Source organism: Streptomyces sp. NPDC093600 (assembly GCF_044764755.1).
Taxonomy (GTDB): domain Bacteria; phylum Actinomycetota; class Actinomycetes; order Streptomycetales; family Streptomycetaceae; genus Streptomyces.
In genome coordinates this window covers 308,133-327,580 of record NZ_JBIWIU010000003.1, presented here as the reverse complement: position 1 = coordinate 327,580, position 19,448 = coordinate 308,133, and the positions used below count along the sequence as shown (strand labels likewise).

The following is a 19,448-nucleotide window of genomic DNA, read 5'->3' as shown; positions in this document are numbered from 1 at the left end:
CCCACTGACCTCCACCGAGCCTGGAAGCACCCCCCACGACCAACCGCTCGTCGGCCACAGCGACTCATGTGCGGCCGGCGCGCAGGAAGGAACGACCATGCCCCCCACCGAGGTATCCGGTTCCGGACCGGTCAGCCGCAGGACCCTGCTCAAGGCCACCACCGCCACCGCCGGGGCGATCGCCACCGCCGCCGCGTTCGCCGAACTGGAGACGCCGGCCCATGCCGCCGCGGGTTTCGTCAAGGGCGTCGACATCAGCTGGGTGCCGCAGATGGAGGCGCGCGGCTTCTCCTGGAGGAACGCGAGCGGGCAGAAGCAGGACCTGCTGACCATTCTCAAGGGGTACGGCATCACCGCCGTGCGGTTGCGCACCTTCGTCAACCCCTCCAGCAGCCCGACCGACGGGCACTGCAGCATCAACGAGGTCGCCGCCTTCGCCAAGCGGGTCAAGGCCGCGGGAATGTCGATCATGCTCGACTACATGTTCGGCGACACCTGGAACTCCGTCGGCGTGCAGAACCCGCCCGCCGCGTGGCGGAACATGAGTCACAGCCAGATGCGCACCGCGATGAGCACGTACGTCGCCCAGACCATGACGGTCATGAAGAACAACGACGTGCTCCCGACCTGGGTGCAGATCGGCAACGAGATCAACAGCGGGATCTGCCGCCCTGTCGGCAGCGTCTCCAACCCGGCGCAGATGACCGGGCTGCTCAACGCGGCGTACACCCAGGTGAAGGCCGTGTCACCGAACACGACGGTGTGCATCCACCTGGCCCAGCCGCAGAAGTACGACGTGATGACGACGTTCTTCAGCCGCTACGCGGCCAACGGCGGCAAGTGGGACATGTCGGTGTTCTCCTCCTACGGCAGCGCCGACGTCGCCCCCGGCATCGTGGCGAACATGAAGAGGATCTCCGACGCCTACGGCAAACCGTTCCTGCAGAGCGAGTTCGGCGGCCGGGTGGACAGGGCCTCCTCCACCCAGGCCGCCCTGGTCGCCTACACCAAGGCGCTGAAGGCCAACGGCGGGCAGGGCATCTTCTACTGGGAACCGGAGTGCATGTCCCCGTTCACCGGCTACGGCATGGGTGCCTGGGACTCCGCCACCCAGCGGCCCACCACCATCATGAACGGCTTCACGCAGGCCTGAGCGACGGGCCATCGGCCCGTACCCCGTACGTCTTCCTGACCAAGGATGGAGAAGTGATTGTTATGAGCATGCCATTGAGGAGCCGCGGCGGGCGCGGGGCCCGGCTGGGAGCATCCGGCCTCCTGACCTTTGCGGCGTTGGCGGGTACGGGTGCGGCGCAGGCCGATGTCGCCGCACCGCGGGCGCTGCCGGCCGGCTGTTCCGGCACCTCGCCGATCACCTGCCACTACGCGGTCGCTCCGGGCAACTACGACGTGACGGTCTCTCTCGGTGGTGCCGCTTCCGCCGCGCAGACCGAGATGTGGGTGGAGGCCCGGCGGCTGATGCTTCCGGCGACGAGGACGGCGGCCGGCAGTGTCGCCTCGTATTCGTTCACGGTCAACGTGCGGCAGCCGGAGGGGCAGCCGACCGGTCAGGGCGGTACCGGGAACCCCGGTCTGAACATCAGGTTCTCGGGGTCCAACCCACAGGTCTCGGCCGTCTCGGTGAAACCGGCGGCCCAGCCGCTGGTCGCCTACCTGGCCGGTGACTCGACCGTGTGCGATCAACCGAACGCTCCGTACACCGGGTGGGGTCAGATGATCACGACCGCTGTGCGGCCCGGTGCGGTCATCGCCAACTACGCCGACTCCGGGGAGAGTTCGGGCAGCTTCCTGAGCAACTCGGCGCTCTTCCCGGCACTGCTGTCGAAGGTCAGGGCGAACGACCTGGTCTTCATCCAGTTGGGACACAACGACAAGCAGACCAGCGCGTCGGCCTACCGGAACAACCTCAACACCATGATCTCGCGGGTCCGCGCCAAGGGCGGCGTCCCGGTCCTGGTGACGCCACCGGTCCGACGGCTGTTCAACGGCAACCGGCTCACGCCCACGGCGCTGCACGTCAACGGCGTCGGCGTGAACCTCCCCGCCGAGATGCGCGCGCTCGGTGCGGCGCAGAGCGTTCCGGTGATCGATCTGACCGCCAAGAGCAAGGCGCTGGTCGAGTCGCTCGGCCCGTCCGCCTCCGCACAGCTCTTCCTGCGCTCCTCCGTCGACGGGGTCACCGACAACACCCACTTCTCGCAGTACGGCGCGACCCGGTTCGGCGAGCTGCTCCTCCAGGGCATCCGGGAGCAGCGCCTGTCCCTGGCGGCGTACCTGCGCTGACCTGAGCGGGGCGGAGCCCGTCCCTGAGAGGAAACACGATGAAAAGGCTACGTATACGGATGCTCATCACCACCGCGCTGGTGATCGCCTTGTCGAGCTTCGGCGTTCGCGCCGCCTCGGCGGCCGAGAGCACCGCGGCGGACTGCGCGGACGCCTCCAGCGCAGCGGCCCCGGCCCCACGCACGGCGGCCCAGCCGGTCACCGTGTGGCTGGCCGGTGACTCCACCATGGCAAACCCGAGCGCCGGTCGATGCCCGGTCGGCTGGGGCAGCCAGTTCGACGCCCTGTTCAACACCGACGTGACCGTCAGGAACCACGCGGTGGGAGGCCGCAGCGTCCAGTCCTGGCTGTACGAGTCCAACGTGAGCAACACCAAGGGCTCCGACGGCGAGTGCGTCATCACGTCCCCCACGTACTCGGCCCGCTGGCAGGCCATGCTGAACGCGACCACCGGGATGAAGGCCGGCGACTACCTGTTCATCCAGTTCGGCATCAACGACTCCTCCTCGACCTGCCCCCGGCACGTCGGCCCGGCCCGCTACCAACAGCTGATGACCATGATGGCGAAAGCCGCCCTCGCACGGGGCGCGCACCCGGTGCTGCTCACCCCGGTCGCCGCCATCACCTGCTCCGGCAGCACGGCGACCAAGAACCGGGGCTTCGTCAACCAGACCTTCGCCGCCGGGACCGCCGCCGGAGCGCCGGTCATCGACCTGCAGACGCTGAGCGTCTCGCTCTACAACAGCCTGCGCTTCTGCCCCCACAACGGTGACTTCGGGTCGGGTCCGGTAGGAGCCTTCTTCTGCAACGACCGCACCCACTTCGACACCCACGGGGCGCGGCAGGTCGCCGGGCTCGTCGCCGGCGACGTGCGGCGGCAGAACCTCCCGCTCGCCGTGTATCTGACGTAACACCGGCGGGGACTCACCTCTCTCTCGCGGCGCGACGCCGTTCGCCGCGGCCGGTGTGCGCCGCGGCGAACGGCCGGGTGGGGGGTGAGAACCGGTGTGACCCGGGCGTCGCGCGCGGGAGTCTTCTGCTTGGGCGGGCGGGTCTTGCGGGCGGCGATCTGGTTCAGCTTGGCGCGCGCCCGCTCGGAAACCACGGGCAGGAACTTCAGCTCACCGTCGTCGTCGACGGCGGTGACGTACGTGACGGTGCGCGGCTCGGTCGCCAGCCCCAGCACCTCGCAGACCTCCGCCGCCACGATCTCGTTGTAGAGCGCGGAGGCGGCCACGGTGTTCTCGTACAGGGCCAGGGTGTGGATCGACCCCCACTTCCCGTCCAGGCGCTGCCCCTTCACGGAAAGAAGCAGATGGTCATGGAGCAAGGGCCGCCCGGAGCGCGCCTCGTAGTGGCGGAAGCGCGCGGCGACCAGACCGCCGGGGCGGCCGCACCCGGTAGATGCCGTCCTTGCCGTACCGGATCACCGCCACCTCGTCCTCGATCCACTCCAGCACCCGTACGATCGCCCGCTCGTGCGCGGCCTCGATCACCCGCCGCGTCTCCTCATCCCCCAGCGCCCACAGCAGGTAGATCGTCGGCTGCGGCCTAAAGACGAAGTCGACACCCGTGACCATCACCCGGCGTCCGAGGGCGCCGGCCTGAACGCCTTCTTCGGGGACGCGCCCTTGGCGAACAGGTCGGCCTCGATCCTGTCCGCGTACGGGTGCCGGCCCCGCTCGCCGAAGAGGTTCCGCAGCTGCGCCTCGGTGACCTCCTCACCCGGCGCCAGGCCGAGCACGGCAAGCCCCCGGCCCATCCATCACCCGGCCGGGACACCAGCTTGCTCCTGGGCCTCTCGCAGCTGCGTGCGGGCCGGGCGGCGGCCGTCGCCGACAACGGTCTCGCGCAAGTAGTAGCGGTACATCCGACCGGCCCGGACAACCCATATATCCGCTGTCATGCAGAGCACGCCACACGTCTCTGACCTGCAAGAAAAGGCCGATCAGCGGTACGTCCCGCCAGGCGGGAGCAGCGAACGAATGCTCTTCTCAGGTGCCCGTCACGCGGGAAGCGGCCCCAGGTCGGAAGCGAATGTCATCGCTCTCTGGCAGCCCTCACATCACGACCCGGACGACACCAAACAAGCACACTGAGCACCACCGCGCGCCAAGGAACGCGCACCACCAACGAGCACCGCCAACAGCAGCCCCCGGCACCCGCCGGGGGCCTTCGTCGTGCTGCCCGGAGGAGACTTGTGCCACCTTCGAGACCCTCCCCCGCTTCCACAGGAAACGCCTGTATGGGTGCGCGGGCCCCGCCGGTGTCCGGCGGGCGCCCACCGTTCAGGCCGCAACCGTGGGGTTCGCCGATTCGGCGGTGCGGCGGTACTCGGCGTTGATGCGCTGGGCTTCTTCGAGCTGGTCCTCGAGGACGATGATGCGGCACGCGGCCTCGATCGGGGTGCCCTGGTCGACGAGTTCGCGGGCGCGGGCGGCGATGCGCAGCTGGTAGCGGGAGTAGCGGCGGTGTCCGCCCTCTGAGCGCAGCGGGGTGATGAGGCGTGCCTCGCCGAGGGCGCGGAGGAAGTTCGGTGTGGTGCCGAGCATGTCGGCGGCCCGGCCCATGGTGTAGGCGGGGTAGTCGTCGTCGTCGAGACGGCCGTAGGGGTCGTCTGCTGTCATTGCACCTCTCTCATGGAGCTTCATGGAACGCGTGGAGGGGCCCTGGTGCCGTACGGCACCAGGGCCCCGAAGGAACTACACCATCTGCCGGCCCTGATGCTGCGCCGGCCTTCTGTGTCCGCCGACCCGACCTGGCTGCTGTCGGGGGTGCGGGGATCGCGGTTGCTTGACCGGAGACCACCTCACTATCGATGTCCTGCGGTACCCGGGCCCAAGACTTCCGCCCGGGCGATCCTGATGGCGCTTCGTTCCTCCGTTCTTCCCTCGTTGATCAACTGCTTACCGAAAGGAACTTCCTACCGCTGGTACTGCTCACTGACTTCACTGCTGGGTACTGCCACTACGGTGGCGGCCCCTGATCACTGCGGGCCGCCCGGTCCGGTCGCCAGTCCCGTCGCCTTCCTGCAACCACCCTGGCTTCGAAACTCCACCACCGCACCGTCATGCGAACTGCGGGTACTGCGGCCCGGCAGTTCGTCTCTGCCGGGCCCTGCGGTCCTTCTGGGTTACGAGAGAAACATAACCACCCCACTGCCCAATGTCTACTCTGGCCGACATAGATTTTCGCGTATTCGGCAGGGAGGTAATCACCCTCGAACAGTGATGGGTGCCCGGGGCGATCCGGGTTGACGGGCCACAGCCGGGGCACAGGCCCCGGGCAGACAGGACCGGACGCCGACGATCCAGAGACCGCGGCGCCCTGAGGGATACGAGGAGCGTCAACGTCGCAACACTCCGCTCGGCGACATCCCTAGCCGACGCACGCGACAGCGCCCGGAAGTTCCTCAAAGGTCTCCTGCCGGCGCTCGGCCCCCGAGGCCGCCGACACGGTGGTCCTGGTCGTCTCCGCGCCGGTCACCAACGCCCTGCGCCACGGCGGCCGCCCCTGCACCCTGGACCTGAGCGCGCACCCGGACAGCATCGAGGTGGCCGTACACGACCCCGGCCCCCAGGTGCCACGCATGCGCACCCCCGGACCTGAACGACGGCACCGGAGGCTTCGGCTGGCCCATGCTCGACCGCATCGCCGGCACCACCGCCATGACCCGCCAGGCGACCGGCAGCAAGACCGTGAGCGCCCTACTCCCCAGGTAGACCCAAGACGCCGGCGCAGCCGGTCAGCGAAGCGTGCGGCTGCGCCGGTCAGCGGCGGGCGAGCTGCCGCTCACCGTTCGCGCCGGGCTGGTAGGACAGGCCGTAGTGCGCGAAGACCGCGGCCTCGTCCTCAGCGGGCGGGACGTCGTCCGCGCCGATCGCCGGGCACTTCTTCACCAGCGACTTGTCGTAGTCGACCTTGACGTAGCCGGGACCCACGATCGCGCCGGCCAGCGGGACGAAGACCAGATGGCGGCGGGTGGGCAGACCGACCTGGACGGTCGCCATGGCCGACTCGTCGCTGCTGGTGTCCACGTAGACGGCCTCCAGTACACGATGTTGCGGCCACCGACGTCGACGGCGTCGTGGGTCCGCCACTCACGGATATCCGCACTCTGAATCTTCAACAGTTCCCTTCACACGGCGGTGTACCCCGACCGGTGCACTTCCCGGCCTGCCCTCCCCACGCCTGCCCCGTCAGCGGTGCGCAAAGTACCCGTGGCCGCCGGCCTGGCGGGCCGCATGAGCCAGCTGATGGCACCGAGAACGAGGGAGTACTCGTCAGCTGACCCGAAGACCGACCGCCAGCGTCAGTTCAAGGACCCGGTGTGGCGATGCGAGATCCGGAAACAGCTCCCGCAGCTGCGACATCCTGTACCGGACTGTCTGGGGATGGACGAACAACGCCGCCGCCACCTCGTCCCGCCTGCCCTGGTGCAGCAGCCACGCCCGCAACGTCTCCTCCAGCCGCCGTGCGGTCGCGGCAGGCAAGGTTCGCAGCGGTGCGAGGGCTCGGGCACGCAGGTCTGCGAACGCGTCAACGTCGGCGCTCAGCACCAGCTCGGGCAGGTGGTCCTCGGTGTCGCGAATATCAGAGGAGAGGGAGCGTGCGCGTACGGCTCGTGCGTACGAGGCGGACGCACGAGTCCATGGCCGGGCGGGGCCGACCACGGCGGTGCGGTCGCTCAGCTGCCGCAAGAGATGTGATCGGTCCTCATCGGGCACGAGCAGCACACCGGTGGCGTCCGGCAGATCGTCGAGGACGAGGGTGCTCGGGTCGAGCGCGCGGTAGGCGGGCCGGGCCTGGGCGGCGGGCAGCAGTACCGCGGTCAGCGAAACCGGAGGCTGCCACCCGGCCCGTTGAGCAGAGGCCAGCAGCACGTCCTGGCTCGCGCCGGCGAGGAGGTCGCGGGCCAGGTGTTCCAGGTGGCGCTCGTGGGCCCTGCCCCGGGCGGCCAGTTCGTCGGCGTGGCCCGCGGCGCTCGCGGCGGAGAGCTCGTCGATGTAGGCGAAGGTCAGCTCGGCAAACTTGGCGACCTCGGCGGCGGGCAGACCTGCGGGTACGGCACCCGCTGCCAGGCATCGCCAGGCCACGCGGGCGCCGACGCGGTAGGCGCTGAGCAGGGCGTCCATCGAGCGGCCGTCGCGCACCTCGCCGCGGCCCAGCTCGTAGGCTGCGTCACCTGCGTCGCCGCCTGTGGCCTTCCCGCTCGCGAGGTCCAGGTAGTGCCCCAGGGCGGTGCGGACGGCTCGGCGGATGGTTCCGCCCATGCTGCCCGAAAGGGCGTTGGCGTAGGAAGGGACCTCGTCGATGATCGCCTGGACGACCTCGTCGGCGGTGCTCTTCAGCGCGGCCCGCAGTGCGGTGACCGTCGTCTCGTCCAGAGCCAGTTCGCTGGCCCTCTGGAGTGCATGGCTCATGTTTTTGTTCCCTGCGAACAATTCAACCGACCAGATTCACATCCTACGGTCAGGACTTTACGCCTTCAGGCGCAGCAAGCTGGAGTCATGACGAGTGCAGCCCTCCGCAGCAGGGCGTGGAAACTGCTCGAGATGGTCACGACGCCGCTGCTGCCGTCGGACTACCTCGACCTGGTCAGCCCCCTGCGTGCGGGCGCTGACCTGCGTGGGCGCATCGAGGCCGTGCACCCCGAGACGAAAGACGCCGCGACCATCGTGATCAGGCCGGGACGGGGCTGGCGCGGCCACACAGCCGGTCAGTACGTGCGGATCGGGGTGGACGTCGACGGGGTGCGCCTGTGGCGTGCCTACTCCCTCACCTCGCCGACAAACCGCCAGGACGGCCGCGTCACGATCACCGTGAAGGCGATCCCGGACGGCAAGGTCAGCAACCACCTGGTCCGCAGGGCGAAACCGGGCACGCTGATCCAGCTCGACCAGGCGACCGGTGACTTCGTGCTGCCGCGGGCCAAACCCGCCAAGGTGCTCTACCTGACGGCCGGCAGTGGCATCACGCCCGTGATGGGCATGCTGCGCGACACCGAGTTCGACGACGTCGTCATGGTCCACTGCGCGCCACAGCCACAAGACGTGATCTTCCGCAACGAACTGCACGACCTGGTCGCGGACAGAAAGCTGCGGCTCACCGAGGTGCACACCGACACCGACGGCATGCTCGACATCGCCCGTCTCGACGAACTCGTACCCGATTGGGCCGAGCGCGAGGCCTGGGCTTGCGGGCCCGCAGGCCTGCTCGACGCCGCCGAAGAGCACTGGACCGAGCACGGCGTCCAAGAGCGCCTGCACACCGAACGCTTCCGCCCCAGCATCGTCGTCGCCGGCGACGGCGGCGAGGTCACGTTCAGCGCCACCGGCAAGACCGTCGACGCGGACGGCGCCACGCCGTTGCTGGACATCGGCGAGGAGGCCGGCGTGCTCATGCCCTCCGGGTGCCGCATGGGCATCTGCTTCGGTTGCGTCACGCCGCTCAAGGCGGGCGCCGTCCGCGACCTGCGCACCGGCGAGATCACCGAAGCCGAGCCGGGCGTCCTCGTCCAGACCTGCGTGTCCGCCGCGGCGGGCCCCTGCGACATCGAACGGTAGGAGCACCTTGACCGCCATCGACCCCACCGCCCACCTGACCGCGGAGCAGATCGAGGAGCTCGGCCGCGAGCTGGACGCGATCCGCGACGAGGTGATCGCCGGCCGCGGCGAGAAAGACGCCGCCTACATCCGTAAGGTCATCTCGGCGCAGCGCAAGCTCGAGCTGGTCAGCAGGGGCGTACTGCTGTTCTCGATCTTCCCGCCCGCGTGGCTGCTCGGCACCGCCGGTCTGTCCGTGGCGAAGATCATGGACAACATGGAGATCGGCCACAACGTCCTGCACGGCCAGTGGGACTGGATGCGGGACCCGAAGATCCACTCCACCACCTGGGAGTGGGACCACGTCTCGCCGTCCGATCAGTGGAGGCACTCGCACAACGAGCTGCACCACACGTACACCAACGTGATCGGCAAGGACAACGACCTCGGCTACGGCATCATGCGCGTGGACGAGGACCAGAAGTGGCACCCGTTCCACCTGGGCCAGCCGCTGTGGAACTTCCTCAACGCCTGCTTCTTCGAGTACGGCATCGCAGCGTACGACCTGGAGCTCGGCAAGAACCTGCACAAGCGCCGCCGCAAGAACCCGGAGTTCCGCGCGCAGGCCAAGGCCGTGGGCCGCAAGATCCGCAAGCAGGTGCTCAAGGACTACGTGATCCACCCGATGCTGTCGGGCCCGTCGTTCCTCCCCACGCTCGCCGCCACGTTCACCGCGAACCTGGTCCGCAACATCTGGTCCCATTCGGTGATCATGTGCGGGCACTTCCCCGAGGGGGTGCAGGTCTTCGAGCGCCGGTCGATCAAGGGCGAGACGCGCGGCCAGTGGTACCTGCGCCAGATGATGGGCTCGGCGAACATCAGCGGCAGCAGGGCCATGCACTTCATGACCGGCAACCTGTCACACCAGATCGAGCACCACCTGTTCCCGGACCTGCCGAGCAACCGGTACGCCGAGGTCGCGGTGAAGGTGCGCGCGCTGTTCGAAAAGTACGAGCTGGAGTACGTCACCGGGCCGCTGCCCAAACAGGTGTTCTCCGCGTGGCGCAAGGTCTTCCGGCTCTCGCTGCCGAACAAGAAGCCCAAGGTCAAGACGCCGGACCGCGCGCAGGAGCTCGTCGCGGCCTGAATCCCACTATTGGTTCAGATCTTTCGGCCCTACCGGCGGCACCGCCGGGTTCGGTGAGATCCGTTGCGGACCGTGGGCGACCGCGACGTCGGACCGTACGACACGGGATCCGGGCAGCCCGGTGTCGAACAGGGGGCGCGGCACACCTATGCCGGATCTTCAGCAGGCAGCTCTGAAGCGAGCAACACTGTCGGCGTTCTCCAGTCGGCCCCCCTCGATGCCCCTTGGCCGAACCGCCCAGCCATCGGGTTTCCTTGGGGGTGAGAGAGGCGCAGGTTCTCATCAACGGTGGATCTTGGCTAGTTCCGCGTTGAACTGGGCACCGATGAGCAGGGCGAGGTTGGACAGCCAGACCCACACCAGGAAGACGACGATCCCGGCGAGGGAGCCGTACAGCCGATTGTAGGAGCCGACCTGCGAGGCATAGAGAGCGAAGCCGGCGGAGGCGGCGAGCCACAGGACCATGGCCAGAGCGTCGCCCAGAAGTCGTTGCCGCACGCCGCGCGTCTGGGCCGGGCCCGAGCGGAACAACACCAGCACCAGGACGGCGACCAGGCCGAGCAGAAGTGGCCACTTCAGTACGTTCCACGCGGTGCCGGCCATGCTGTCCATGCCCACCAGCCGGCCGAGGACGGGGGCCGCTTCGGCGGTCAGGATGAGCACCAGGGCACTGGTGACCAGGAGCGCCAGCAAGACCAGAGCGGTGATCACCAGTCGTGGTGCGGTCCTCCATGCGGGCCGGAGGTCCTCGACGCCGTGCATGGCGTGCAGGGCTCGGCGGAAAACTCCCAGGTAGCTGGAGGAAGACCACAGAGCGCCGATCGTGCCGAAGACCGCCAGAACCCAGGCAGCTGTGCGCTGGTCGGCCATGCTCCTGAGCGTGCTGTGCATTACCGGGCGGGACTCGGCCGGGACAACAGCGATCACATTGCTGATGAGGCTCTCAGTGGCCGAGGCGCCGGCGATCCCGATCAGCGAGACCGTGACCAGAAGGGTGGGGAAAAGCGCGAGCACCGCGTAGTACGTGAGCGCGGCGGCGCAGTCCGTCAGATTGTCGTTCCACACCGATGCCGGTGTCCGCCGCAGCGCGGTGCCGATGTCATGCCGGCCGGGCAGGCCACGCGCATACGTCGTGGCGGCAGGCGGTACGCAGGAGACGGTGCTCCGGTGCTGACCGATGGGGTGCAGTCGGCACCGTCCGGTTTCAGCGCAGATGTCGGCGAATTGCTCACCGCGCTGCTTTCCACTCGTACCCAAGGTCCACCGCTCTTGTACGTAGCTTCTCCGATGCGCCGCTGACCAACGTTACGGGCAATGGGGCACGGTGAGCCGCATCGCCCTCTCGTGCAGGCCTGGTAGGGGATGAGCAGGATCCGTCGTGTTCGACCGGCAGCGCCTCCCGCACTCGGCCCCGTGGTGCCCGGGTTCCGGGAGAACCAGACGCGTCGTTGCCGGCGGCCGGGTGGCCGGCGGGCAGCCCGTACGTGAGGAGCCGTCCATGGTCCAGAACCCCACCGTGCCGCTCGCCCCGATGACGCCGGACGCGGTGCTCAGCGCCTTCAGGTACCTCCGGGCCGTGGAGGCCGGCGACACCGAAGCGGCTGCCGGGTTCGCCAGTAAGGATCCACGGATGCCTGCACTGCTCGCAGACGTCGCCGAGCGGATCGTCGTCCCGATCACCGCGCTGTGCGGCATCGACCCGGACCCGTGCGACGACTCCTTTGCCTTGGAGGCCGTCGGGCGGGTCCTCGTGGCCACCCTGCGCGGCTGGGCGCAGGCCGGGCCGGACGCGGCGGAAGGCGTCGCTCACGCGATCATCACCTTCGTCGCGCAGGTCCTCACCGAGGAAGAGTGCGGTGAAACCGTCGCCGGTGTCCTGCGCCAGATGGAAGCCGTCGGATTCGGTCAGGCCTTCGATGGACACCCCGCACCGGGCGTGGAAGCCGCCTCCACGTACCAGGTGGCCTCAGGCTCGGCTGCCAGCCGAGCGTCCCCGACCCGTTCCATGTCTCACCCTCCTCACCGCCCGGCCGGGCGGTCAACCGAAAGATCAGGGCGTGGTTGCTGCTGGCGTTGGCTCAGCCTTAGCTTTCAGCAGGGAGAAGAAGACGTGCCTCCCAAGCAGCCATCCGCTCCTTCGCGAACGCTCCGCTCCATGCGTAGTAGGTGACGGTGCCGCTCGCCACCTTCAGGACGTGGTCGGTGCGACGAAGAAGCGTGCGCCTGGGTTTGATCACCGCATTACCCGACAGGACGTTGATGATGACCTGTCGAAGGCGTGACGTGTCGATTTGATCGAAGTGCCATCCCTCGAGGATGAGGCGGACGGACGTATCGATTCGTTCGTAGTGCATGACGTCGAACTGCACGACCTCGCCGTCAAGCCTCATGACGCATTCGGTCATCCAGCCGCCACCGTCGAGCTCCCGCTCCTGGGTCTCCGGCTCCGTGGCACCAAGAGCACTCATAGATGCGGAGATCTCGGCTGCGACACTCAGCTTCTCCGGTTTCACTTGCGCCACCTCGCAGTCGCCTCCCCATAGCCAGGTGGATCTTACGGTTCCTGGAAGCCGTTTCACCTGGTGAGTCGTCGGTAGTTGATGAGGCTGGTGGCGATGGCTGCGAAACCGAGGAAGTGTTCTGGACGCGGTTTTCGACCGGCTCAACGGACTCCTGCGACGACTGGTCCGGGAGGCGGAAGGCCGCGACGTTGAGCCCAGCGCCTGCATCCTCGACGCCCCAGAGCGTCAAGACCTCCGCCTACGTGCACGCGGCTGGCCAGGGCATCGACGCGGGCAAGAAGATTGCAGGCCGCAAACGCCACCTCGGCGTCGACACACTCGGCCTTCTCCTGGCTGTTCTGGTCACCGCCGCCAGAATCTCCGACAACGTCGGCGGTATTCAGGTTCTCTCGAGCATCGCTGCAGACCACCCACGTGTCACCAAGGCGTGGGCCGACACCGGCTACCGCACCAAGGCCATCGACCACGGCGCCCGTCTCGGGATCGACGTTGAAGTCACCCGACGCGACCCTGCCCAAAGGGCTTCAAGGTGATTCCGCGGCGCTGGGTCGTCGAGCGGACGTTCGGCTGCAGGCCTCGCCCCTCCCACCTGCGTCCTAGACAAGCGACCACGACCTGATTGCGCGTCAGTAAGGTCAGCAAAGGGTCAGCATGCGTCCGATCAGACCTGCTCACACGCGCGTTCACCCTCGAACCGCGGTCCGCCGCATCGCCCCCTGCGAGCGCACGTGGAGTCCCGCCGTAAATTCGCGCCGAAGCCGCCCGGATGCGCTGATCGACGGATCGACCCTAGGCTGCCGCGACGGAGGTGAAGCCGCAGGTCAGCGCACCCTCCCTCGCGCCTTCAGCTGGGTCGCCGGGACCTCGGGTGCGGGCAGCGGGGCGCCGTCGTAGCCCTTGACCTCACCGAAGCGGGTGGTGGTCATCCAGTCCTCGCGGGCCTGGCGGATCTCCTCGTCCGTGCGGCCGACGAAGTTCCACCACATGACGATCTCCTCCTCGAACGGCTCACCGCCCAGAAGCATCAGACCGGCGTCGGACGCGGCGCGCAGGGGCAGTTCCGTGCGGCCGCAGCCGAGGTAGAGCATGGAGCCCGGCAGGAGGGGGACGCCGTCGACGTGGGCCTCGCCCGACATCGAGAGGACCGCGTACTCGAAGTCGGGTTCCAGGGGGAGGTTCGCCTCGGCGCCCGCCGACAGGGACAGGTCGGCGCCGACCAGCGGGCTGTAGACCGTGCCGGGGGACGTCGCGCCGTCCAGTTCGCCGAGGATCACCGTGGCCGTGACGCCGGGCGCGGTGACCTGCGGGAGGTTCGCGTGGTGCTGGAAGTGCGGCTCGACGTGGCGGTGGCCGTCCGGGAGGGCGACCCAGAGCTGGGCGCCGTGCAGGAAGCGGGCGTGGGGCCGGGGGCTCTCCTCGGAGTGGGAGATGGCCCGGCCCGAGGTCATCAGGCCCAGCTCGCGCGGCCGGATCGTCTGGAGACTGCCGGTGCTGTCGCGGTGCAGCACCTCCCCCTCGTGCAGCCAGCTGACCGTCTGAAGCCCCATGTGCGGGTGCGGCGGCACCTGCATACCGGGCTCGTCCGCAATGTCGTCCGGACCGTAGTGATCGACGAAGGCCCACGCCCCCACCATGCGGCGGCCGAGGTTGGGCAGCAGACGGCGGACCTCGGTGGACTCGCCCAGCTGGACACGGCGGGGGCTGAGGAGTTCCCGTACCGGCTCGGCGACGACGAAGCCGCGGCCACCGCAGACGTTGAGGGCGGCCTGACGATCAAGATTGCTCATGGCTCTCAACCTATTCCTGTCCGGGCACGGAGCGGGTGTGCCCACGCGAAAAGGATAGTGGAATGTTCAACCATCGGGTTCTGTTGACGGCGGTGACGCCCTCACGGGGTGGCAGAGTCAGAAGCCGGTGGAGGAGATCCGATGAGCGAGACCTACTACGAGTTCGGTACGGCCGCCGAGCGCTGGGACCGCGCGCGGCTGTTCTTCGAGGCCAAGGAGTACCTCACCGCCGCGCGCATTCTGCGGGGTCTGGTCTCCGAACACCCCGGGCAGACGGCCCAGCGCCTGCTGCTCGCCCGCGCCTACTACCACTCGGCCCAGCTCTCCCGCGCCGAGACCGAGCTCCGGGCCGTATTGGAGCGCGACCCGGTGGAGCACTACGCCCGCCTCATGCTCGGGCGCACGCTGGAGCGGCAGGGGCGCACCGCGGACGCGGCGCCGCATCTGCGGCTCGCCGCGGCGATGGCCGGGGAGCTGGCGGAGTGATCTCAGGGCGGACGCGGAGAGCCACGTCCGCCCCTGAGCCGCCGAGGCGTCCTCCCGCAAGGGGCAATCCCTCATCCGGCACGTCGGCGACGCCCCTCGCGAGAACCGACACCGGGCTTCGGTAGGGTCGGTCCGGGAGGTTCGGACCGTGCGCGCGGAACGGCTGGGACACAGCGGCATGCGAGCGGGAGGTGCCCTGGCGCACCTGCTGCTCGTCGTCGTGCTCGCGCTCGGCGTCTTCGTGATGCACTCGGTGGGCCATCCGTCGGAGTCCTCGGGCAGTGGTGCGGCCGGGACGGCGCACGTCTCCGCCGCCGGACCGCACGCGCCCGGACCGCACGCGCCCGGACCGGGCCATTCGGAGCCCGCGCCCGCCCCGTCGCACGACTCCGGTATGACGATGGACATGACCACGCTCTGCGTGGCCGTCCTCAGCGTCTGGCTGCTCGCGGGGCTCGTCCGGGCGGCACTCAGCCGCCGACGCGACCGGGCCGCCCGGGTCATCGCCGGCTTCTCACCGGGCCTCGGGCCGAACGCCCCGCCGCCCCGTCCCCCCGACCTCGCCCAGCTGTCCGTCCTGCGCCTTTAGGCCGAATCGCCACCGCGGGCGCCTCGCGCCGCCCGCTGACGCGTCCCTTCAGCCTTTTCCGCGCGTACGCACGGGCGTACGCCGCACAGACAGCACACGAGGTGTGACACATATGCGTGCCCTGACGAACCCCGCCGCCCGGAAGCTCGCCCTCATCGGCGCCGCGACCGCTGCCGGCCTGCTGCTCTCCGCCTGTGGCTCGGACGGCAATTCGCCGAGCGGGACCGAGCACGGGGGCAAGACCTCCGCCGCGTCCTCCGCTCCGGCCACGGCCGACGCGGCCGGTGAGTTCAACGACGCCGACGTGGCGTTCGCCCAGATGATGATCCCGCACCACGAGCAGGCCCTGGAGATGGCGAAGCTGGCCGACGGCCGGGCCCAGGACCCCGAGATCAAGAAGCTCGTCGTCCAGATCGAGAAGGCCCAGGACCCGGAGATCCAGCGGATGAAGTCCTGGCTCAAGCAGTGGGGCAAGCCCGAGTCCGCGGGTCATGACGGCCACGGCAGCGGCCACGAGGTCTCCGGGACGATGTCCGGGATGATGTCGCAGCAGGACATGAAGGACCTCGCGGCCGCCAAGGGCGAGGCCTTCGACAGGAAGTTCGCCGAGCTGATGATCGCCCACCACGAGGGCGCGGTCGCGATGGCCAGGACCGAACAGAAGGACGGCCGTAACGAGTCGGCGAAGAAGCTGGCCGACGACGTGGTGCGTACGCAGTCCGCCGAGGTCACCCAGCTGCGGACGATCCTCGGACGGCTCTGACCGACGCCCCGGGGGCGCCCCTCGCGGTGGGGGGCGCCCCCGGGGCCCGCGATGTCAGGCGCGCGGGCGGGTGCTGACGATCTCGCCCCCCACCACGACGGTCTCCGCCACCGTGCCCAGGATCTCCTCGGGGTCCACGCGCAGGATGTCGCGGGAGAGGATCACGAAGTCGGCGAGCTTGCCGACGGTCAGCGAACCCCGGTCGTTCTCCAGGAAGTTGGCGTACGCCGAGCCCATCGTGTACCCCTCGACGGCCGTGGTGACGTCGATCGTCTCCTGCGGCGTCCAGGGCTCCCCGCCGCCCGACAGCGGGCGGCGGGTGACGGCGGTGTAGATGCCGACCATGGGGTCCATCTCCGCCACGTTCCAGTCGCTGGAGAGGGCCAGTACGGCTCCGGCGGCGTGCAGGCCGCGCAGCGGCCATGCCTTGTGCCAGCGCTCGGGGCCGATGTTCTCGGCCCAGTCCTGGCCGGGTCCCGCGATGTCGGGCGCGGCATGGCGGGGCTGCATACAGGCGACGACACCGAGTTCGGCGAAGCGGGGCGTGTCGGCGGGGTCGAGGCATTCCACGTGGACGATCTGGTGCCGGGCGTCCCGGGGGCCGTTCACGGCCCGGGCGCGGGCGACGGCGTCGAGGACCGTACGGATGCCTCGGTCGCCGGTGGCGTGGACGAAGCACTGGAAGCCGCGGGCGTCGAGCCGGGTGAGCAGCTCGGCGAACTCCTCCGCCGGGTAGAAGGTGTCGCCGCGGTGCCGGCCGCAGCCGGTGTACGGCTCCAGGAGGGCCGCCGTACGCGGTTCGACGACGTCGTCGATGTAGAGCTTGAGCGGGCCCACGCGCAGCCGGTCGTCGTCGTACTTCCTCGCCGCGGCGGCGAATTCGTCGAGGTCGGCCTCGGTGGTCCCGCGGGGGTGGAAGAGGGCCGCGACGAGCCGTGAGCGGAGCCGGCCCTCGGCGCGTGCCCGCTCGAAGAGGGCGAGGTCGTCGAGGGAGTTCTGGGGTTCGACGACCGTGGTGATGCCGTAACCGATGGCGTCGTCCAGGCTCTTGGTGAGCCGCCCGTACTGCCGGTCGGGCGCGGCCCACGGCACGCCGAGCTCTCGCAGGGCGCGGTGGCCGTCGCGCGACAGTCCCATGACGGCGAAGTCCCGGACGAAGCCGGTGGGTTCGCCGGTGGCCGGGTCGGTGACGGCCTCGCCGAACGGCAGACTGGTGCGGTCGCGGTGGACGCCCAGGCGGCGCAGGGCGGCGGTGTTGAGCCAGGCGGTGTGCACGTCGTAGCTGAGGACGATCGCCGGTGTGTCCCCGGTGACCGGGTCGAGGTCGGCGGCGGTGGGCATCCGGCCGCCGGGGATCGCGGAGTAGTCGAACGCCTCGGCCTCGATCCACGCCGCGTCGGGGTGGGAGGCCCGCCAGGAGGTGATCCGCTGGTGGATGGCGTCGAGGGTGCGGGCTCCGGCGAGCTGGACGCAGGCGTCGTCGGAGCCGAGGCGTACATGGTTGTGGGCGTCGATGAAGCCGGGCAGGACGAGGCGGCCGCCGGCGTCCAGGATCCGGGTGTCGGCACCGGTCCACGCGGCGGCGTCGGCGTCCGCGCCGACCCAGACGATCCGTCCGTCGCGCACGGCCAGCGCCTCGGCCTCGGGCAGATCGGGGTCGACGGTGTGGATACCGGCGTGGGTGAGGACCAGATCGGCGGGGGCGGGCTGGGTGACAGGGGTGTGCATGAGAGGGAACTCCATGTGTCACGGGGCGCCTTGAGGGGGCGTCGCGGTGACGTACGGGGGCTTAGGGGGCTTACGGGGGCTTATGGGCGTACGAGGGAGGGCTACGCAGGCTTACGGGTGGGCCGGGGAGCCTTCCGGGCGGCTGGGCGCGACCCCGTTGGGGGCGACCGTGTGGCGGGCGAGGAGCAGGTACACGAGCGCCGAGACGACCGCGCCGAGGAGCGTGAGGTCGGCCCCGCCGAGCGGTGCGACGAGCGGGCCGGTCCACAGCTCGGAGTCGCAGGTCAGGGCGGCGAAGAGCATGCCGGCGAGCAGGGCCGCCATTCCGGCGGGGTGCCAGCCCGCGCGGTACCAGTACGCCCCTCGCGCGCCGGCGTGCAGCGCCTCGGAGTCGTAGGCGCAGCGGCGCAGCACCATGTCGGCGAGGAAGACCCCGCCCCACGGGGCGAAGACGATGATCAGGAGGGAGAGGAAGGAGAGCAGCGAGGTGGTGAAGTCGGTGAGGAACAGGGCGCCGAGGGAGCCGAGCGCGGTGACAGCGGCGCTGATCACGATGGCGCGGGCGCGGCTCCAGGGGATGCCGAGGACCTGGAGGTTCAGGCTGGAGGAGTAGAGCGTGATGATCGAGTTGGTCACCGAGCCGCCGAGGACGAGGGCGAGGAAGAGCGGCTGGAACCAGCCCGGGAGCAGCCCTTCCGCGCCGGCGACCGCGTCCGCCATGTCGGTCTGGGTCGCGGCGGCGACCCCGGCGACGCCGAGAGCGACGGAGGAGAGGAAGCCGCCGAGCGCTCCGCTCCAGGTGAGGGCCTTGAGGGAGGTGGCGCGCGGCAGATAGCGGGTGTAGTCGGCGGGCATGGGGAGGTACGAGAAGGGGCCGGCGAGCATGACGACGAAGGCGAGGCTCCAGCCGGAGGCGCCCGGCCCGGTGGCCGGCGCGGCCGTGTCGGCGCCGGGCAGGACGAAGACGAGAAGGGCGGCGAAGCCGAGGGCGAGGGCGTAGGCCATCCAGCGTTCGGCGAACTGGACGGTGGCGTGTCCCCACAGGGCGACGGCGAAGGTCAGCGTCAGTGTGACCGCGAGCGCGACGGCGCGGGCGACGGCGCCGCCGCCCCAGCCCAGGTCGGCGAAGAACGCTTCGAGCGCGAGGGTGCCGACGACCGTGTTGACGATGGTGTAGCCGATGCTGACGACCCAGTTGAGCAGTCCGGCGGGCCAGTTCCCGCGCACGCCGAAGGCGGCACGGGAGATGACGAGGGTCGCCGTGCCGGTGCGGACGCCGCTGAGTCCGGCGGCGCTGATGGCGAAGAAGAGGAGTCCGCCGATGACGACGACGGCGGTGGCCTGCCAGAAAGAGAGGCCGAAGGCGACGGCGAGGGCGCCGTTGATCACGTAGGTGAAGGTGAGGTTCGAGCCGAACCAGAGCCAGAAGAGGTCCTTGGCGCTGCCGTGCCGTTCGGTGTCGGGGATGGGGTCGATGCCGTGCCCCTCGACCTGGAAGACCTCGTCCCGGCCGACACCGGCCGCTCTCTCCTGTGGTGCCATGTCCGCTCCCACTCCCGCCTCCACCATGCCCGCCGACC

At 69.6% G+C, this 19,448-nt stretch carries 17 protein-coding genes and 5 pseudogenes; 11 read left to right on the top strand and 11 right to left on the bottom strand.

Going from position 1 to position 19,448, the window contains the following annotated elements; translation table 11 throughout:
- The first annotated feature begins 97 nt into the window (after positions 1-97).
- The 3 genes from ACIRB4_RS11450 to ACIRB4_RS11440 all read left to right on the top strand — a co-directional run bounded on the left by ACIRB4_RS11450 (position 98) and on the right by ACIRB4_RS11440 (position 3,212).
- Positions 98-1,153 (top strand): glycosyl hydrolase 53 family protein, encoded by a 1,056-nt coding sequence (locus ACIRB4_RS11450; protein WP_403290006.1) that lies wholly within the window; start codon positions 98-100, stop codon positions 1,151-1,153.
- Between the two features lie 68 nt (positions 1,154-1,221).
- Complete coding sequence (locus ACIRB4_RS11445) at positions 1,222-2,301, top strand: rhamnogalacturonan acetylesterase (RefSeq protein WP_403290005.1); 1,080 nt, start codon at positions 1,222-1,224, stop codon at positions 2,299-2,301.
- Positions 2,302-2,339: 38 nt separating this feature from the next.
- On the top strand, positions 2,340-3,212 hold the full coding sequence (locus ACIRB4_RS11440) for a GDSL-type esterase/lipase family protein (protein ID WP_403290004.1): 873 nt from the start codon (positions 2,340-2,342) through the stop codon (positions 3,210-3,212).
- Between the two features lie 209 nt (positions 3,213-3,421).
- Here ACIRB4_RS11440 and ACIRB4_RS11435 read toward each other — a convergent pair.
- The 4 genes and pseudogenes from ACIRB4_RS11435 to ACIRB4_RS11420 form a co-directional block, all read right to left on the bottom strand.
- Positions 3,422-3,631, bottom strand: a pseudogene (locus tag ACIRB4_RS11435) (relaxase domain-containing protein); the annotation flags it as partial.
- Positions 3,621-3,947, bottom strand: a pseudogene (locus tag ACIRB4_RS11430) (relaxase domain-containing protein); the annotation flags it as partial. The pseudogenes ACIRB4_RS11435 and ACIRB4_RS11430, both read right to left, overlap by 11 nt.
- Positions 3,881-4,063 carry a hypothetical protein gene (locus tag ACIRB4_RS11425; protein WP_403290003.1) on the bottom strand — a complete coding sequence of 61 codons (183 nt, stop codon included), beginning with the start codon at positions 4,061-4,063 and terminating at the stop codon, positions 3,881-3,883. The gene ACIRB4_RS11425 and the pseudogene ACIRB4_RS11430, both read right to left, overlap by 67 nt.
- A gap of 526 nt (positions 4,064-4,589) precedes the next feature.
- Positions 4,590-4,928 (bottom strand): MerR family transcriptional regulator, encoded by a 339-nt coding sequence (locus ACIRB4_RS11420; protein WP_403290002.1) that lies wholly within the window; start codon positions 4,926-4,928, stop codon positions 4,590-4,592.
- 700 nt (positions 4,929-5,628) lie between these two features.
- Between ACIRB4_RS11420 and ACIRB4_RS11415 the strand changes: the two are divergent.
- A pseudogene (locus tag ACIRB4_RS11415) lies at positions 5,629-6,023 on the top strand (ATP-binding protein).
- 48 nt (positions 6,024-6,071) lie between these two features.
- Here the strand turns inward: ACIRB4_RS11415 and ACIRB4_RS11410 are convergent.
- Together ACIRB4_RS11410 and ACIRB4_RS11405 are read right to left on the bottom strand one after the other, a co-directional pair.
- A pseudogene (locus ACIRB4_RS11410) lies at positions 6,072-6,433 on the bottom strand (PRC-barrel domain containing protein).
- Positions 6,434-6,584: 151 nt separating this feature from the next.
- Entirely contained in the window at positions 6,585-7,724 is a 1,140-nt protein-coding gene (locus ACIRB4_RS11405) for a PucR family transcriptional regulator (RefSeq protein ID WP_403290001.1), read from the bottom strand.
- Positions 7,725-7,811: 87 nt separating this feature from the next.
- Here ACIRB4_RS11405 and ACIRB4_RS11400 point away from each other — a divergent pair, with 87 nt between their 5' ends.
- Together ACIRB4_RS11400 and ACIRB4_RS11395 are read left to right on the top strand one after the other, a co-directional pair.
- A complete protein-coding gene (locus ACIRB4_RS11400; protein ID WP_403290000.1) occupies positions 7,812-8,867 on the top strand; it encodes a ferredoxin reductase in 1,056 nt (351 codons plus the stop codon).
- Between the two features lie 7 nt (positions 8,868-8,874).
- Positions 8,875-9,993 (top strand): fatty acid desaturase family protein, encoded by a 1,119-nt coding sequence (locus ACIRB4_RS11395; protein ID WP_403289999.1) that lies wholly within the window; start codon positions 8,875-8,877, stop codon positions 9,991-9,993.
- Between the two features lie 282 nt (positions 9,994-10,275).
- On the opposite strand, the gene ACIRB4_RS11390 is transcribed toward ACIRB4_RS11395, so the two are convergent.
- Entirely contained in the window at positions 10,276-11,250 is a 975-nt protein-coding gene (locus ACIRB4_RS11390) for a YihY/virulence factor BrkB family protein (RefSeq protein ID WP_403289998.1), read from the bottom strand.
- A 241-nt stretch (positions 11,251-11,491) separates the two neighbouring features.
- Here ACIRB4_RS11390 and ACIRB4_RS11385 point away from each other — a divergent pair, with 241 nt between their 5' ends.
- A complete protein-coding gene (locus ACIRB4_RS11385) occupies positions 11,492-12,163 on the top strand; it encodes a hypothetical protein (protein ID WP_403289997.1) in 672 nt (223 codons plus the stop codon).
- Here the strand turns inward: ACIRB4_RS11385 and ACIRB4_RS11380 are convergent.
- On the bottom strand, positions 12,078-12,506 hold the full coding sequence (locus ACIRB4_RS11380) for a hypothetical protein (RefSeq protein WP_403289996.1): 429 nt from the start codon (positions 12,504-12,506) through the stop codon (positions 12,078-12,080). The genes ACIRB4_RS11385 and ACIRB4_RS11380 overlap by 86 nt on opposite strands.
- A 130-nt stretch (positions 12,507-12,636) precedes the next feature.
- Here ACIRB4_RS11380 and ACIRB4_RS11375 point away from each other — a divergent pair.
- Positions 12,637-13,083 (top strand): annotated as a pseudogene (locus tag ACIRB4_RS11375) (transposase); the annotation flags it as partial.
- Positions 13,084-13,336: 253 nt separating this feature from the next.
- Here ACIRB4_RS11375 and ACIRB4_RS11370 read toward each other — a convergent pair.
- Positions 13,337-14,302 (bottom strand): pirin family protein, encoded by a 966-nt coding sequence (locus tag ACIRB4_RS11370; RefSeq protein ID WP_403289995.1) that lies wholly within the window; start codon positions 14,300-14,302, stop codon positions 13,337-13,339.
- 141 nt (positions 14,303-14,443) lie between these two features.
- Here ACIRB4_RS11370 and ACIRB4_RS11365 point away from each other — a divergent pair, with 141 nt between their 5' ends.
- The 3 genes from ACIRB4_RS11365 to ACIRB4_RS11355 all read left to right on the top strand — a co-directional run bounded on the left by ACIRB4_RS11365 (position 14,444) and on the right by ACIRB4_RS11355 (position 16,140).
- Positions 14,444-14,788, top strand: a complete 345-nt coding sequence (locus ACIRB4_RS11365) for a tetratricopeptide repeat protein (protein ID WP_403289994.1) — start codon at positions 14,444-14,446, stop codon at positions 14,786-14,788.
- 178 nt (positions 14,789-14,966) lie between these two features.
- Positions 14,967-15,377 carry a DUF6153 family protein gene (locus ACIRB4_RS11360; RefSeq protein WP_403289993.1) on the top strand — a complete coding sequence of 137 codons (411 nt, stop codon included), beginning with the start codon at positions 14,967-14,969 and terminating at the stop codon, positions 15,375-15,377.
- Between the two features lie 112 nt (positions 15,378-15,489).
- The gene (locus ACIRB4_RS11355; RefSeq protein WP_403289992.1) at positions 15,490-16,140 is read left to right on the top strand and encodes a DUF305 domain-containing protein; all 651 of its coding nucleotides are present in this window, start codon (positions 15,490-15,492) and stop codon (positions 16,138-16,140) included.
- A 54-nt stretch (positions 16,141-16,194) separates the two neighbouring features.
- On the opposite strand, the gene ACIRB4_RS11350 is transcribed toward ACIRB4_RS11355, so the two are convergent.
- On the bottom strand, positions 16,195-17,868 hold the full coding sequence (locus ACIRB4_RS11350) for an amidohydrolase (protein WP_403289991.1): 1,674 nt from the start codon (positions 17,866-17,868) through the stop codon (positions 16,195-16,197).
- Between the two features lie 111 nt (positions 17,869-17,979).
- Positions 17,980-19,410: a purine-cytosine permease family protein gene (locus ACIRB4_RS11345; RefSeq protein WP_403289990.1), complete on the bottom strand. Its 1,431-nt coding sequence runs from the start codon at positions 19,408-19,410 to the stop codon at positions 17,980-17,982.
- Positions 19,411-19,448 lie beyond the last annotated feature (38 nt).